This is a genomic window from Neorhizobium sp. PAMB6630 (assembly GCF_058242775.1).
On record NZ_JBZAYV010000003.1, the window covers coordinates 211,115 to 225,953 of the forward strand.

The window sequence follows — 14,839 nt, forward strand, 5'->3', positions numbered from 1 at the left end:
ATGCCCGCATCCGTTGCCGTCGTGACCGGGGCCGCTGGCGATATCGGCCGGGCCATCGCCAAGCGGCTTTCAGGCAGCCACGACGTGGTGGCGCTGGTCGATATCGATGCAGACGCGCTGGCATCAGCCGTGGCGGAACTTGGCGGCGCACCGCGTTTCATCGGCATCACCTGCGACGTGACGAATGAGGAGAGCGTGCGCCAGATGGCAGCGAAGGTCAAAGACCTCGGCCTTGCCACAACACTCGTCAACAATGCCGGTGCCGCCCGCGCCGTGTCGCTGCATGATACCGATGGCGATATCTGGCGAAAGGACAGCGCGCTCAACCTCGAAGCCGCCTTCCTCACGTTTCGCGCGCTGGAAGTCGGGTTGAAGGCTTCGCAAGGCTCGCTCATCAATATCGCCTCGGTCAACGGCATGGCGGTGTTCGGTCACCCCGCCTATAGCGCGGCAAAGGCCGGCCTTATCCATTTCACCAAGCTGGTCGCCGTCGAATACGGAAAATTCGGCATCCGCGCCAATGCGGTGGCGCCCGGAACGGTGCGCACGCAAGCCTGGGAGGCACGCGCCGCCGCCAACCCGCAGGTGTTTGAGGAAGCCAAACGCTGGTATGCGCTGCGCCGCATCGCCAGTGCCGAAGACGTCGCCAATGCCGTTCATTTTCTCGCCAGCGACCAGGCATCCGCCATTACCGGCGTCTGCCTTCCCGTCGATTGCGGCCTGACCGCCGGCCAGGCGGAACTCGCCCGCACCTTTTCGCAGTCAGACAATTACTGACCCGTTCGATAACCATAAGCCATAAGGGGAACCATCATGGCCAATGCCATATTTCGTCTTGAAAACAGCTGGGCGCCGATCGAAGGGGACGAGGGCGGCGGTTTTGTCTTCACCCTCGTCAACCTCTCGGATGCTCCGGTTTCCGGCTTCACGCTTGCCTATACCTCCCTCACCCGCGTCAAAGATAATCCGGGCTGCGACAATGCCCGCTTCCTCCGGCGCAACGCCAATTTCCATCAGTTTTCGCCGCCGGATGGTTTTGTGCTGCAGCCGGGTGCCCTTTGGCAGTTCTCCGTCAAAGGCCTCTGGCGCCCTGCCCGCCACCGCACGGATGGCGCCAAATCCGCCTATCTGACACTTGCCGACGGCGCCCATGTGGATGTGGCCGTGGATGACCTGATGCTGTCGGGCCGTCACAGCGAACCGGCACCAAGACTTCTGCCTGAAGGAGAGGCGAAGGAACCCTTTTCCCTTATACCCTTCCCCGCCGATGCTCGCCTTGAGGCGGCTGAAATCTATCCCGTTGCGATCTATCCGGCAGAAGGCACCAGCCTTGACGACCTGAAGGCGATGCAGGCGATCGGTGGCCTCTATCGCCGGCTGTTTTCAGTCGCACACGCACCCTTTGCTCTGGGTGCCGTGCATGAAGGCAAGGCGCTGAAATTTGCCGCCGACACATTGCTGGGCAAGGAAGCCTACACCCTCGATTTCGGCTCCCACATCACGCTCACCTATGGCGATGCGGCCGGGCGCGCCTATGGCCTGACCGCATTGGCGCAGCTTCTGCACGGCGCACGGCTGGAGCCCAAAAAGTTTTCGTTTCCGGCATCGGGCCATATCAAGGATGCGCCGCGTTATGGCTGGCGCGGATGCCATCTCGATGTCTCCAGGCAATTCTATCCGGTGGCGGATGTCACCCGCCTCATCGACATCATGGCCTGGCTGCGGCTCAACATTTTCCACTGGCACCTCACCGACGATGAAGCCTGGCGGCTGGAGATCAAGGCCTATCCGACGCTGACCACGCTTGGCGTGCTGCGCGGCCCCGACGAACCGATGCTGCCCCAGCTTGGCAACGGCGCCGAGCCGGTTGGCGGCTTTTACACGCAGGACGATGTGAAGGCGATCGTTGCCCATGCAGCAGCGCTTCATGTCGAGGTCGTGCCGGAAATCGATATTCCCGGCCACAGCACGGCAACGCTCACCGCTCTTCCCACCCTCGTGGATGGACAAGAAGCGCCCGACAGCTATCGCTCCGTGCAGGGTTTTCCGAACAATGCGCTCAACCCGGCCATTGAGGAAACCTATACCTTCCTCGGCAAGGTGTTTGACGAGATGGTGGAGCTTTTCCCGTCAAAGCTCTTACATATCGGCGGCGACGAAGTGGCGGCCAACACATGGATGGCCTCGCCGCTTGCCAAGAAGCTGATGGAAAAGGAAGGTATCGAGGGCACATTCGGCCTGCAGAGCCATTTCATGAAGCGTATCCAGGGCATGCTTGCCGAGCGCGGCCGCAAGCTTGCCGGCTGGGACGAGGTATCCCACGGCGGCGGCGTCGATCCCGCCGGCACGCTGCTGATGGCCTGGCAGAAGCCAGAGGTCGGCATCGAGCTTGCAAAACAAGGCTATGACGTGGTGATGACGCCGGGACAGGCCTATTACCTCGACATGGTGCAGGCCACCGAATGGCAGGAACCGGGCGCCAGCTGGGCCGGCACCGTGCCGCCGCACCATACCTATACCTATGAGGCCGTTGGTGAGTTTCCGGACGAGCTGAAGCCGCGCATGCGCGGTGTGCAGGCCTGCATCTGGTCGGAGCATTTCCTCAACCGGGATTATTTCAACCACCTCGTCTTTCCCCGCCTTGGCGCCATCGCGGAAGCCGCCTGGACGCCGAAGGACAAGAAGGACTGGCTGCGCTTTGCCGCCATCGCACCGCTGGTGCCGAAGCTTTAAATTGACGCAAGGATTGTTTCGATGACCTATCGCATTGCCTTTGGCGGCATTCACACCGAATGCTCGACCTCTTCGCCCGTCCTGATGCAGCCGGAGGATTTTCGCGTGTTGCGCGGGGATGAGCTTCTGGGCGCGGATTATTTCAGCTTTCTGAAGGCCGACGACATCCAGCATCTGCCGCTGCTGCATGCTCGGGCCGTGCCGGGCGGCCCCGTTGCCCGCCACACCTATGAGGCTTTCAAGGCTGAATTTCTCGACCTTCTCAAGCAAAGCCTGCCGCTCGACGGACTGTATCTGGCAATGCACGGCGCGATGAACGTGGAAGGCATGGACGATGCAGAGGGCGACTGGATTTCAGCCGCCCGCGCCGTCGTCGGCCCCGACATTCCGGTTGCGGCCAGTTATGACCTGCACGGCAATGTCACCCAGAATATCATCGACCAGCTGGACATTTTCGCCGGTTATCGCACCGCCCCGCATATCGACGTGCGTGAAACCATGGTTCGCGCCTGGTCGATGCTGGCAAAGACGTTGAGATCAGGCGAAAAGCCGGGCGTCGTCTGGGCGCCGGTTCCGGTTCTGCTCCCCGGCGAGCGCACCTCGACGGAGGACGAGCCGGCGAAAAGCCTTTACCTGAAACTGCCCGAACACGATGCTCGCCCGGGCATCTGGGATGCGAACCTCATGGTCGGTTATGTCTGGGCCGACGAGCCGCGCGGCACGGCCTGCGCCGTGGTGACGGCAACCGATCCGGCCGAAGCGCAGCGTGTGGCCGCTGAAATTGCCCAAAGTTACTGGGATGCCCGTGGCGATTTCCAGTTCGGCCCCGTGACCGGTCCTCTCGCGGACATGCTGGATATTGTTGAGAAGACCGAGACGCGTCCGGTGATTCTCGCCGATTCCGGCGATAACCCGACGGGCGGCGGCGTGGGCGATCGCGCCGACGTGCTGAAGGCGCTGATCGAGCGGAACTTCGACGGTGCCGTTATCGGCGGCATTACGGACCTTCCAGCCGTCGAGGCCTGCTTTGCCGCAGGCGTTGGGGCAGTCATCCACCTGAAGATCGGCGGCTCGCTTGATCCGGCAAGCCCGTATGTCGAAACGCAAGCGACGGTCGTTCGGCTGGATGACACCGGCGTCGAAAGCGAGCGGCAGGCGGTGGTTACCATCGGCGGGATCACGCTGATCCTGGCCGCCAAGCGCCGACCTTACCACAATCTGGCCGATTTCGCCCGCCATGGCATCGATCCGCAGGCTGTGCGGCTGCTGGTGGTGAAATCCGGCTATCTGTCGCCGGAACTTGCGCCGATTGCCAACCCCAACCTGATGGCGCTGACCGATGGCGTGATCAATCAGGATATCGAACGCATCCGCAACACGCGTCGCACCATGCCGAGCTATCCCTTCGTCAAGGATTTCGACTATTCCCCCGCTCCACGGCTTTCGGCACGGTTTGTCGGAAAACCACCTGAAAAACCTTAAGGCTTACCCGATCATGCCTCCATCCGCTTTTGTCCGTTTGGGTGCCGCGTGAGCGCGGCCCTTCGGGCAACCTTCAAAAACCCGTCATTGCGCGTCAGCGCACTTGCCATCTTCTTCTTCGGCACGACGGGGGCTGCCGTTTCCCCCTATCAGTCGATCATCGGCATCCAGGAACTGGGGTTGAGCGATGGCGGATATGCCCTGCTGATGCTGGCGGCGGCCGTGATCAACGTCACGGCCAGCGTCATGATGGGCATCTTTTCCGACAGGCTCGGCGATTACCGCACCTCGATCATTTATGTGACACTGTTTGGCATTGCCGGTTTCGGCATCGTCTATGTCTTTGCGAGCGCCCCCGCCTTTGTTGTCTCGAAACTCATGCTGCTGCCGGTGTTCGGGGCCTTGAACTCGCTGATATTCGCCAATGTGCGAGCAAGTTCGACAGGGCTGACGCCCTCGGCGCTGATTGCCGTCAACTCCACCATGCGGGCGACCATTTCGCTCTCCTGGGTGTTGATGCCGGGGCTTGTCGGCCTGATGCTGATCAAGGCGCCGACCATGCTGCCGGCCTATCTGGTGGCTACCGCCTCCGCCATCGTCTGCTTCGTGCTGGCTGTCGGTTTTCTGCCGCGCACGCAAAAACCTGCCGAGCGTCACCATGAGGACCGCTACAAGGTGTTTGCCTCGCTTGGTGAGGTCATGGCGCCGCGCGTCCTCCTGCGCGTTCTTGCCATCTCGCTGATCTGTTCGATGCTCTATGTGAGCGACACCGTGCGCCCGCTGATCGTCACCGGCAAGGCCGGCGGCACGGTGGCCGATCTCGGCATCATCGTCGGCATCGTCGCGTTTCTGGAAATCATCTTCATCATCGTCTGGGGAAAAGCCGAACGCTACATGCGCGCCGTGACCGCCCTTGCGCTCGGGGCAAGCCTTTACGCGGTCTACATGGTGCTGCAGGGGCTTTCCAGCGCCACCTGGCATGTCTATGCCCAGACCATCCTCAGTGGCATCGCGGCGGCTGCCATCATCAGCCTGCCGATCACCTATCTGCAGGACCTGATTGCCGATCGTCCCGGGCTTGGGAGTTCGCTGATCGCCGTCAACATGTTCCTGAGTGCCGGCCTCAGCGCTGCGGTATTCGCCATCGGCACCCGAATCGGTGAATATGGCGCCACATCCATCTTGAGCGCTGCGGTCGGGGCCGCTGGCGTGGTGCTGCTGATCGTTCTCGATGGCGGCCGGAAGCGGGTGGCATGAGCGTTGAAACAGGAGTGCCGGGCACCGTGCAGCCGATCCTTGAAATCTGCGTCGACAATACAGACGGGCTTTTTGCCGCCATCGAAGGTGGCGCTGGCCGCATCGAATTGTGTTCGGCACTGTCTGTCGGCGGCCTCACGCCCTCGCGCGGCTTCATGGATCTCGCCGGCTGCCAGGATATTGCCGTTTCCGTGATGATCCGTCCTCGCGCCGGAAGTTTCATCTTCTCCGCTGCCGAAATGTCCGTGATGAAGGCCGATATTGATGCTGCCCGCGCCGCTGGCCTCTCCGGTGTCGTTCTGGGCGCCAGCCTTTCCGATGGCCGGCTCGACACAAAAGCCCTTGAGGATCTCTGCCGTCATGCCGAAGGCCTGGACCTCACGCTGCACCGCGCCTTCGACCTGACGCCCGACAAACCGCAGGCGCTGGAAGAGGCGGTCAAGCTCGGGTTTTCGCGCATCCTCACGTCAGGCGGAAAGCAGACGGCACTTGATGGCATCGAGACGCTGGCCGCACTCGTCGAACAGGCCGGCAATCGCATCACCATCATGCCCGGTGCGGGCGTGCGCCCGCAGACGGCGGGCCCTCTCCTCGACCGCATGAAAATCACCGAACTGCATGCCTCCTGCTCGGCCCGCTTCATCGAAGGGGACAGCCAGCTGGTGGAATTGAGTTTTGCGTCCCGCGAGATGCTGCGCACCGATGCCGCAATCGTGCGCGAGCTGAAAGCCATGCTGTTTCACGCTGCAGCCGAGCGTCGGGCCGGCGCACGTGCCGCCGGCTGAAGCGCCCTTTAAGCCCGCTTGCCGCGCGTCAGCGCATTGCGGATCGAAAAGCTCGAATGGATGCGCGTGACGCCGGGAAGTTTTGACAGGATATCGGTGTGGATCGCCTCGAATTCCCTCGGGCTTTCCACCTCGACGCGCAGAAAATAGTCCCAGTCTCCGGTCATCAGGTAACATTCGCGGATTTCCGGGCGCTTGCGCACGGCATCTTCGAAGCGGTTGAGATAATCCTCGGTCTGGCGGTCGAGCGTGATGTTGATCATCACCGCGAGCGTGCTCCCCTCTTCGCCAGAGCCGATCAGCGCCGTATACCCGCGGATGATGCCGGCCTCCTCCATCAGCTTGATGCGACGCAGGCAGGCGGACGGCGAGAGCCCGACAACCTCGGCCATTTTCGAGCTGCTCATGCGCGCATCCAGCCGCAACAGGCGGATGATGTTGCGGTCGATGGCATCGAGTGTCGCGGCCATGCGCGTTTCCCCTGAAAATCTGCGGCTTCTGTGCTCGAATTGAGCATGATTGCGCTTTTCACGCAAGATCTGCTCAAAACATGCGAAAATTCTCCGCTACACTTTTCCCATCACTTGCGAGGGGTTGCCATGGACATGTCGCATTCCACCACCTGGGAAAAAGCTGGCGCGCCCGGCATCCTCACCATCGATCTCTCGGCCCTTTCACGCAATTACCGGCGCGTGGCGACAACCGTCGCCCCGGCAAGGGCCGCCGCGGTCGTCAAGGCGGATGCCTACGGATTGGGCGCGCAGACGGTTGCTCCGGCGCTTTACGCCGAGGGATGCCGGGATTTTTTCGTGGCGCAATATGCCGAGGCCGTCACGCTTCGCCCGCTCCTGCCGCGCGATGCCGCGCTTTACGTGCTGAACGGCCTGCAGCCGGGCACAGAAGGCGATTGCGCCGCACGCGACATTATTCCCGTCCTGAATTCGCTGGAACAGGTGGTTCGCTGGCGCACGACGGCTGAACTTTTGGGCCGCCAACTGAAAGCGCTACTGCAATTCGACACCGGCATGTCCCGGCTCGGCATGGCGGCCGAAGAGGCGGAAGCGCTTGCCGCCGATCCGACGCTGCTCTCCGGCATCGAGATCCTCTACATCATGAGCCACCTCGCCTGTGCCGACGAGGCTGAAGATCCGCATAATGCGGCCCAGGCCGAGATGATGCGCCGGTTTTCCAGCAGTTTTCCGGGCATTCCCGTCTGTTTCGGCAATTCCGCCGGTGCCTTTCTCGGCGAGAGCTTTCGCGGTGCACTCGTTCGCCCCGGCATCGCCCTTTACGGCGCACGTCCCACCGATATCCTCGAGCGGCCGATGGAGCCGGTGGTAAAGATCGAGGCGCGCGTCATCCAGACGCGCACCGTGCCATCAGGCACCGCCATCGGCTATTCGGCAACCCACGTGACCGACAGTGAACGGCAATTGGCAACCGTGGCGCTTGGTTATGCGGACGGGCTGCCGCGCGCGCTCAGCAATCGCGGCGCGCTTTATTTTCGGGGGCATCGCCTTCCCATCGTCGGACGGGTCTCGATGGACAGCACCATCATCGACATCACCGATCTTGAGCCGGGCACGCTTTCGCTTGGCAGCCTTGTCGAATTCATCGGGGAACACCAGACGCTGGAAGACGTGGCAGAAACCGCCGGCACCATCTCCTGGGAGATCCTCACCGGCATCGGCCATCGCTACTTTCGCCAGTATCGCTGACGGCATCGTTCAAGAATAAAAAGGGGAAAGACCATGAAGATCACCATTCTCGGCGCCGGCGTCATCGGCGTCACCTCGGCTTATTACCTCGCAAAGGCTGGCCATGAGGTGACGGTTCTCGACCGGCAGGCAGGGCCGGCGCTGGAAACCAGCTATGCCAATGCCGGCGAAGTATCCTTCGGCTACTGCTCCCCCTGGGCAGCACCTGGCATTCCCCAGAAGGCGCTCAAATGGATCTTCATGGAGCATGCACCGCTGATCCTGCGCCCGAAGCTCGATGTGGCCATGCTGTCCTGGATGTTTCGCATGCTCTCCAACTGCACGTCGGAGCGGTATGCTCTGAACAAGAGCCGCATGCTGCGTCTTGCCGATTATAGCCGGCTGGCGCTTGCCGAAGTACGCGCCGACACTGCCATCGCCTATGACGAGCGCATGCAGGGCACGCTGCAGCTGTTTCGCACCGAAGCACAGCTGGAAGCCTCGGCCAAGGATGTGAAGGCGCTCGCCGCCGATGGTATTCCTTACGAAGTTCTCGATCCCGCCGGCTGCATCCGTGCTGAACCGGCGCTTGCCCATGTCCGCGAAAAGATCGTCGGTGGCCTGTTGACCCCGAAGGACGAGACGGGCGACTGCTTCAAGTTCACCAATGCACTGGCGAAAAAGGCCGAGGAACTCGGCGTTACCTTCCAGTGGGGTGTCGATATCAAGGCGCTCGAAGTGTCCGGCGGCACGGTGAAGGGTGTGATCACGGGTCGCGGCCGCATGACGAGCGATGCCGTGGTCGTGGCGCTCGGCAGTTATTCGCCCATGCTGGTGAAGCCGCACGGCATCAGCCTGCCGGTCTATCCGGTGAAAGGTTATTCGCTGACCATCCCGATCACCGATGCCAGTCGCGCGCCGGAATCCACCGTGATGGACGAGACCTACAAGATCGCCATCACCCGGTTGGGCGACCGCATCCGCGTTGGCGGCATGGCGGAAATTTCGGGCTATACCAATGATCTCGGCCTTGCCCGCCGCCGCACACTCGAACATTCCGTGACGGACCTTTTCCCGGGCGGCGATGTGACGAAGGCGGATTTCTGGTCTGGCCTTCGCCCGATGACGCCGGATGGCACGCCTGTTATCGGCGCAACCAAGGTGCGCAATCTCTTCCTCAACACCGGCCACGGTACGCTCGGCTGGACGATGAGCTGCGGCTCGGCCAAGGTGCTCGCCGATATCGTCAGCGGTCGCAAGGCCGATATCGAGACGAAGGATCTCGCGGTTTCGCGTTACGCCGCCTAAAGGTTTCGGCTGGGACACAGAGCGTCAGATGCCGCCGTCAACAGGGCGGCATCGGGCTCAGCGCATCAGGCCTGCAGAGCGCAAGGCGCTTTCGATGATGCCCTGAATGCTGTGGGGCGAATGCTGTGGCTGGCTGTCATGGGCCTCTTCCGGCTCGGCGGCTTTGCGGCTGCCCTTTTCCGCCTTGATGCTGTCGGGCATCAGGCCCCAGAGCTGCGCCATCATGCGGGTGGAGGAAAGGCCGACATCGAGAAAATACGATCCCGGTTTTTCAGTGTCGCTGGCGCCATCGACCGGTGTGCCGTGCCCCATGCCCTCGATCCGGTAGGATTGAAGAACATTGCGGTTGCGCGCATCCTTCCAGACCGTGCGGGTATGGCCGGAGATCACGTCCTGCTGGGCCGGTTCATCGCTGACGCCATGCACACCACGCCATTGCGCGATGATGGCTTTGGCATTGTTGTCGGCCACCGTGTTGTCGGCGGTGCCATGCCAGACGGCAACCGTTGGCCAGCGGCCCTGGTGATCGGACGCATCGCTCAGCCGGCGTTGCAATTCCGCTTCGCTCGGCAGACCGTGGCCGCGCATGCGGTCAAAGGCTTCCGGCACGCTCGACGCAGTGGCAAAAGGCAGGCCCGCCATGATCGCGCCACCGGCAAACACTTCCGGATAGGTTGCCAGCATCGTGTTGGCCATGGCACCGCCGGCGGAAAGGCCGGTGATATAGACCCTCGCCGGGTCCGCATCGTAGCGCGAAATCGCTGTCTGGATTATCTGGTGGATGGATTGAGGTTCTCCCGATCCACGACGGCTGTCTTCAGGCGCGAACCAGTTGAAACACATATTGCCGTTGTTCGCCCGAGTCTGCTCGGGAAAGAGCACGATAAAACCCTGCTCGTCGGCAAGTTTTGACCAGCCGGAGCCCTGATCATAGGCCTCTGCCGTCTGGGTGCAGCCATGCAGAACCACGACGAGCGGCGGCTTGCCCACCATCAGGTCAGGCACATGCACCTTTGCGGAGAGCGCACCGGGGTTCGAGCCGAAATCCGAAAACGCCACCAGCGCGCTACCGGAAGCGGGGGTGTCGTGATGGCGTGAAAACTGACCGGTGCGGGCGCGCAGGCGTTCAAGCCGCTGCAAAGTATCCGAAAGAGAGCGCATCTGATGTCCTAGTCGCCGCACCGAAATGGCGAAGCCCTAATATCCAAACGCTCTTCTACAGGATTTGTTGCTGCATTGCACAATTTAGATGAACTACATGATCGATTGTGATCAGGCAGCCACCAAACGCATCTCCGTTTTCGCGTCGAACAGATGGAGATGCGCCGCATCGAAGGTGATCGGAACGCTGTCTGCGGGAGAAAGTGGAATGCGGCCGTTGAGCACAAGAGTGAGTTCCGGTGTCGTGGCCGTCGTCACATGCGTGGCAGCGCCGGTATTTTCCACCGAGGCGACCGGCAGATGCAGCAGCGCCTTGCCGGGTTCTGCCGGCAGAAGATGCTCCGGGCGAAGACCAACAATCACGTCGAGGCCGGGCTGAAGTGGGCGCGCCATGTGGATCGTCTGCGGGCCGCCGAGATCGACCACCAGCGTCTCGCCATCCGCGCCGACCTTTGCGGGCACGAAATTCATCGCGGGTGAACCGATGAAGCCGGCGACGAAACGGTTGACCGGACGGTCGTAAAGATCGAGCGGGGCGCCCTGCTGTTCGATGAGGCCGCTGCGCATCACCACGACATGGTCTGCCATGGTCATCGCCTCCACCTGATCGTGGGTGACGTAGACGGATGTGGCGCCCAGCCTGTCATGCAGCATGCGGATTTCCTTGCGCATATGGACGCGCAGTGCCGCATCGAGGTTCGACAAAGGCTCGTCGAACAGGAAGGCTTTCGGGTTGCGGATGATCGCCCGGCTCATCGCCACGCGCTGGCGCTGGCCGCCGGAGAGTTCGCGCGGATAACGGTGCAGAAGGTTGGAAAGGCCCGTGGTCGCCGCCACCTCGTCTGCCGCCTTCTTCGCCTCGGCTTTCTTGACGCCGCGAATGCGCAGCGAATAGGTGAGGTTCTGCTCCACCGTCATGTGCGGATAAAGCGCATAGGACTGGAACACCATGGCGAGATCGCGCTTGCGCGGCGGCACGCCGTTCATCTTTTCGCCGGCGATGATGAGATCGCCCGACGATATGCTTTCAAGCCCCGCGAGCGACCGCAACAGTGTCGACTTGCCACAACCGGACGGACCAACCAGGGCCACGAACGCGCCCTTGCGGATGCTGAGATCGATATTTCGAAGCGCGTGATAGGCGCCGTAATATTTGTTGACGCCGGAGAGTTCGATCTGCTGGGTCATTTGAGGGCTCCAGACGTGAGGCCGGAGACGATCCGGCGTTGCAAGAGAACGAAGACGGCAAGGATCGGCGTCACGTAAATGGTGGCAAACGCCATGATATTGTTCCACTCGTTGGTGTTCGGGCCCATGAAGGAGTTCAGCCCGACGCTTGCCGGCTGGTATTCCACCGCCTGGATGATCGACTTCGAATAGACGAATTCGCCAAACGCCTGCATGAAGATGAGAATGGCGGAGACGAGAATGCCGTTGCGCGCCAGCGGCAGGACGATGTGGAAGAAGGCACCGACCCGCGAATTACCATCCACAAGCGCTGCCTCCTCCAGTTCCATCGGCACGCTCATGAAGGTGGCGCGCACCAGCACCACGAAGAACGGCATGGCCTTGGCGGCAATGGCGATGATGACGGCAAGGCGGGGATAATCGAGAAGGCCGATCTGCGAGAAACCGACAAAGATCGGCGTGATCATCAGTGAGGCCGGCAGAACCTGCAGCATGAGGATGAGGAACAGCCCGACATCTACCCAGCCATTGCGGTAACGCGCCAGCACATAGGCGCATCCAGTTCCGAGCAGCGTGATGACGGTGACGGTCCCAACCGCGATGAAGAGCGAATTGCCCATGTAGCGCGCCAGATTGCGGCTTTCCCAGACATAGGCATAGGTGCTCCACTGCGGATCGCTTGGCCAGAAGCTTGGCGGCGTCGCAAACATCGCAGAGCCGCTTTTGAGCGTCGTGATGTACATCCAGTAGAGCGGAAAGAGGTAGATGGCGGCAAGCACCAGCGCGATGGCCAGCATCAGCCGGTTACGGGCGGTTTCACTCATCCGCGGACCTCCTGTTTGGTGGAGCGCACATAAACGACAGAGGCGAACATCACGAAGACGATCATGATCACCGAGATCGTCGCGCCGCGGGCAAAATCATATTGCCGGAAGGAGAGATCCCAGGCCCAGTATTGCGCCACGTTGGAGGCGTTGTTCGGCCCGCCGGAGGTGATGGCCGCAAAAAGATCGAACTGTTGCAGCGTAAAGATCAGCCCGAGCGAGACGATGGCGCCGATGGACGAGCGCATCATCGGCAGCGTGATGGTGTAGAAGCGCTGCCAGACATTGGCGCCATCCAGTTCGGCTGCCTCGAACAGATCGCCCGGAATGGACGACAACCCGACCGAGAGCAGGATCATGTTGAAGGACGTGCCGAGCCAGATATTGGCAAGGATCACCGCCCAGAGCGCATAAGACGGGTCCGAGCGCCAGAAGATATTGCCGGAGATGATGCCGCTTTCCCGAAGCAGGAAATTGATGACGCCGAAATCACCTGACAGCATCCAGTTCCACACGGCGCCGACAACCAGCCCCGGCATGACCCAGGAGACGAGGAAAAGGCCGCGCAGCCAGGAGGCGCCGGGAAAATTCACCCAGAAGAACAGGGCAAGCCCGAAGCCCAGCGCAAATTGCCCGGCAATCGAGGCGGTGACGAAGATGGCGGTATTGGCAAAGATCGGCCAGGTCTCCGGCTCGGAAAACAGCGCGACATAATTGCTGAAACCGACGAAGGGACGCACGAAACTGCCGAGCGAAAACATGTCGACTTCCTGAAAGCTCATCAACACGTTGTAGAGGAGCGGCAGGCCCGACATCAGGAAGAGAAAGCCGAGCGGAAAGGCAACGAGGCTGATATCGAAGCCGCGCCCATCCGTCAGGCTGGAAATGATCTTGCGCATCCATAGTCTCCGCAACGGCGCTCGCGTCTCCAGGGCTCAGGCCGCCCCCCATGGAATTGAAGGGAGAGAGGCGGCCTGCCCGGGAGGGTTCCTGCCGGAGCGCCTTTTGGGCGCATCCGGACTGATCCTTGGTTGTTTTGCCTCAGCGAGGTCTTGCGTCAGCCCAGGACGGCGTTGATCTTTTTTGCCGCCTGATCCAGCGCATCCTTTGGCGACATCTGGCCGGTCAATGCGGCCTGAATGGCATCCTGAATGGCCTTGGAGATTTTGGGCCATTGCGGATGAGGGCCACGGGCCTTGGCGTATTTCAGCTGTTCCTGGAACACTTTGAGCGCCGCATCCTTCTTTGCGTCACCCGTTGCCGGCAGGGTGATGTCGGAGCGGGCAGGAAGCTGGCCGTATTTGGCAAACATCTTGTCGTCCTGCGAGGCGAAATATTCGAGCGCCTTGAAGGCTTCCGCCGGATGCTTGGTCGAGGAAAAGATCGCCCAGTTGAAATCACCCATGGCAGACGACCGCTCAGCACCCTGTTGCGGCACCGGCAAAAGGGTGGCGCGCCAGTCGAACTTCGCCTCCTGCGTCATGCGGTTCAGCTCCCACGGACCGGAAATCGCCATGGCGGCATTGCCGGAATTGAAGGTGCCCGTGGAATCCCACTGCCCGCGCGTCAGACTGTCCGGCGAGGCAAGTTTTTCGTCCATGATGGTCTTCCAAGCCGTCAGCGCCTTGACCGCGCCTTCGGAATTGATGGTCTTGTAGCTGCCGCCGGCCATCTGCACCCAGGGAAGGAACTGGAAGGTGCCCTCCTCGCTGGCCTTGGCCGAGAAGGCCAGCCCGTAGACGTTCTTTGCCGGATCGTTCAACGTACGCGCGGCCGCCAACAGCTCGTCCCATGTCTGCGGCGGCTTGTCGGGATCGAGCCCCTTGGCCTTGAACATGTCGGCGTTATAGTAGAGCGCGATGGTGTTGGTCGCCTTTGGCACGCCGTAGAGCTTGTCCTTCCAGGTGACGGAATTCAAAGGCCCCTGAAAGTAGTTTTCCTTCTTGATGACCGTCGACTTTGCGATCATGTCGGTAAGATCGAGAAAGGCGCCGCGCGAGGCAAACACCGCGTGATCGGGGTTGTCGATGGCGATGATGTCAGGCGCCTGACCGGTGGAATAGGCGCGCATCGCCTCGCTCACCACGTCGTCGAACTGGATCAGCCGGTATTCCACCTTGATGCCCGGCTCTTTCTCGTCGAATTCGCGGGCAAGATTCCATGCCGGCTGCTCCGGCTTGTCGAGGCTCCAAATGCGGATCGTCACCTCATCAGCCGCCTTAGCGGTAACCGTGAGAGCGGATGTGGAGACGAGCACAAGCGCGCCTGCCATCAGAAACTTTCGAATAGACATTCTCTCCTCCTAGAGTTGAACCATTCATGTCCACCGGCTTCCTCCAAGCCGGCGGTCAGTCTCGCAGTCTGTCCCATAATTCCCTGTGGCGGTCTGCAAATGGCAATTTCT

The 14,839-nt window shown here is 61.4% G+C and carries 13 protein-coding genes; 7 read left to right on the plus strand and 6 right to left on the minus strand.

The genetic code is table 11. The features are described 5' to 3' along the window. Genes AC4CWF_RS26455 through AC4CWF_RS26475 form a run of 5 tightly spaced genes read left to right on the plus strand, consistent with a single transcriptional unit; the run spans position 1 to position 6,257 of the window. Positions 1–777, plus strand: a complete 777-nt coding sequence (locus AC4CWF_RS26455) for an SDR family oxidoreductase (RefSeq protein WP_491287954.1) — start codon at positions 1–3, stop codon at positions 775–777. A 36-nt stretch (positions 778–813) separates the two neighbouring features. Continuing rightward, the gene (locus AC4CWF_RS26460) at positions 814–2,733 is read left to right on the plus strand and encodes a beta-N-acetylhexosaminidase (protein WP_491287956.1); all 1,920 of its coding nucleotides are present in this window, start codon (positions 814–816) and stop codon (positions 2,731–2,733) included. Positions 2,734–2,754: 21 nt separating this feature from the next. After that, positions 2,755–4,215, plus strand: coding sequence for a M81 family metallopeptidase (locus AC4CWF_RS26465; RefSeq protein ID WP_491287958.1), 1,461 nt, complete (start codon positions 2,755–2,757; stop codon positions 4,213–4,215). Positions 4,216–4,263: 48 nt separating this feature from the next. Continuing rightward, a complete protein-coding gene (locus AC4CWF_RS26470) occupies positions 4,264–5,472 on the plus strand; it encodes an MFS transporter (RefSeq protein ID WP_491287959.1) in 1,209 nt (402 codons plus the stop codon). Continuing rightward, positions 5,469–6,257, plus strand: a complete 789-nt coding sequence (locus AC4CWF_RS26475) for a copper homeostasis protein CutC (protein ID WP_491287961.1) — start codon at positions 5,469–5,471, stop codon at positions 6,255–6,257. Before AC4CWF_RS26470 ends, AC4CWF_RS26475 begins: the two co-directional genes overlap by 4 nt. 8 nt (positions 6,258–6,265) lie before the next feature. On the opposite strand, the gene AC4CWF_RS26480 is transcribed toward AC4CWF_RS26475, so the two are convergent. Then, positions 6,266–6,727, minus strand: coding sequence for an Lrp/AsnC family transcriptional regulator (locus tag AC4CWF_RS26480; protein ID WP_491287962.1), 462 nt, complete (start codon positions 6,725–6,727; stop codon positions 6,266–6,268). 129 nt (positions 6,728–6,856) lie between these two features. Here AC4CWF_RS26480 and alr point away from each other — a divergent pair, with 129 nt between their 5' ends. Next, a complete protein-coding gene (gene alr, locus AC4CWF_RS26485; RefSeq protein ID WP_491287964.1) occupies positions 6,857–7,975 on the plus strand; it encodes an alanine racemase in 1,119 nt (372 codons plus the stop codon). A 33-nt stretch (positions 7,976–8,008) separates the two neighbouring features. Beyond that, positions 8,009–9,262 carry a D-amino acid dehydrogenase gene (locus tag AC4CWF_RS26490; RefSeq protein ID WP_491287966.1) on the plus strand — a complete coding sequence of 418 codons (1,254 nt, stop codon included), beginning with the start codon at positions 8,009–8,011 and terminating at the stop codon, positions 9,260–9,262. Between the two features lie 57 nt (positions 9,263–9,319). Here AC4CWF_RS26490 and AC4CWF_RS26495 read toward each other — a convergent pair whose 3' ends face one another. The 5 genes from AC4CWF_RS26495 to AC4CWF_RS26515 all read right to left on the minus strand — a co-directional run bounded on the left by AC4CWF_RS26495 (position 9,320) and on the right by AC4CWF_RS26515 (position 14,728). Beyond that, positions 9,320–10,423 carry an extracellular catalytic domain type 1 short-chain-length polyhydroxyalkanoate depolymerase gene (locus AC4CWF_RS26495; protein WP_491287968.1) on the minus strand — a complete coding sequence of 368 codons (1,104 nt, stop codon included), beginning with the start codon at positions 10,421–10,423 and terminating at the stop codon, positions 9,320–9,322. A 111-nt stretch (positions 10,424–10,534) separates the two neighbouring features. Further along, positions 10,535–11,611: an ABC transporter ATP-binding protein gene (locus AC4CWF_RS26500; RefSeq protein ID WP_491287969.1), complete on the minus strand. Its 1,077-nt coding sequence runs from the start codon at positions 11,609–11,611 to the stop codon at positions 10,535–10,537. Then, a complete protein-coding gene (locus AC4CWF_RS26505) occupies positions 11,608–12,435 on the minus strand; it encodes a carbohydrate ABC transporter permease (RefSeq protein ID WP_491287970.1) in 828 nt (275 codons plus the stop codon). Before AC4CWF_RS26505 ends, AC4CWF_RS26500 begins: the two co-directional genes overlap by 4 nt. Further along, complete coding sequence (locus AC4CWF_RS26510; protein ID WP_491287972.1) at positions 12,432–13,334, minus strand: carbohydrate ABC transporter permease; 903 nt, start codon at positions 13,332–13,334, stop codon at positions 12,432–12,434. The genes AC4CWF_RS26505 and AC4CWF_RS26510 overlap by 4 nt, the downstream gene beginning before the upstream one ends. Positions 13,335–13,492: 158 nt before the next feature. Continuing rightward, on the minus strand, positions 13,493–14,728 hold the full coding sequence (locus AC4CWF_RS26515) for an ABC transporter substrate-binding protein (protein WP_491287973.1): 1,236 nt from the start codon (positions 14,726–14,728) through the stop codon (positions 13,493–13,495). Between the last annotated feature and the right edge of the window lie 111 nt (positions 14,729–14,839).